Origin of the sequence: Psychromonas aquatilis (assembly GCF_038155185.1) — a bacterium.
Lineage (GTDB): Bacteria > Pseudomonadota > Gammaproteobacteria > Enterobacterales > Psychromonadaceae > Psychromonas > Psychromonas aquatilis.
Genome location: NZ_JBAKAZ010000232.1, coordinates 1 through 238, shown reverse-complemented (window position 1 = coordinate 238; position 238 = coordinate 1). Strand labels below are relative to the sequence as shown.

The 238-nt window shown below is 34.0% G+C and carries 1 protein-coding gene; it reads right to left on the bottom strand.

All coding sequences use genetic code 11. The annotated features are described in order from the left end of the window. Positions 1-21: 21 nt before the first annotated feature. The coding region (locus tag V6256_RS15420) for an enterochelin esterase domain-containing protein (RefSeq protein ID WP_341599130.1) at positions 22-238 on the bottom strand (217 nt) is incomplete at its 5' end.

The window sequence follows — 238 nt, the reverse complement described above, 5'->3', positions numbered from 1 at the left end:
GTTAGCATTAAAGTGGATAAATCAATAACTACTACGCCAATCCGCTAGTACATTCAAATAAGCAAACCATAAGTCACTATCATTATGACTACTAAAACAGGTCGGTTGCCAACTATAGTGATTGGTTATCGCATTAACATGTAATATTACTGACCAAGTTGTTGATCTATTTTTATCACCTTCAGGATCTCGCAATAGAAATAAAATTATACAACGGCCGTCTTGTTGCTTTTTAATC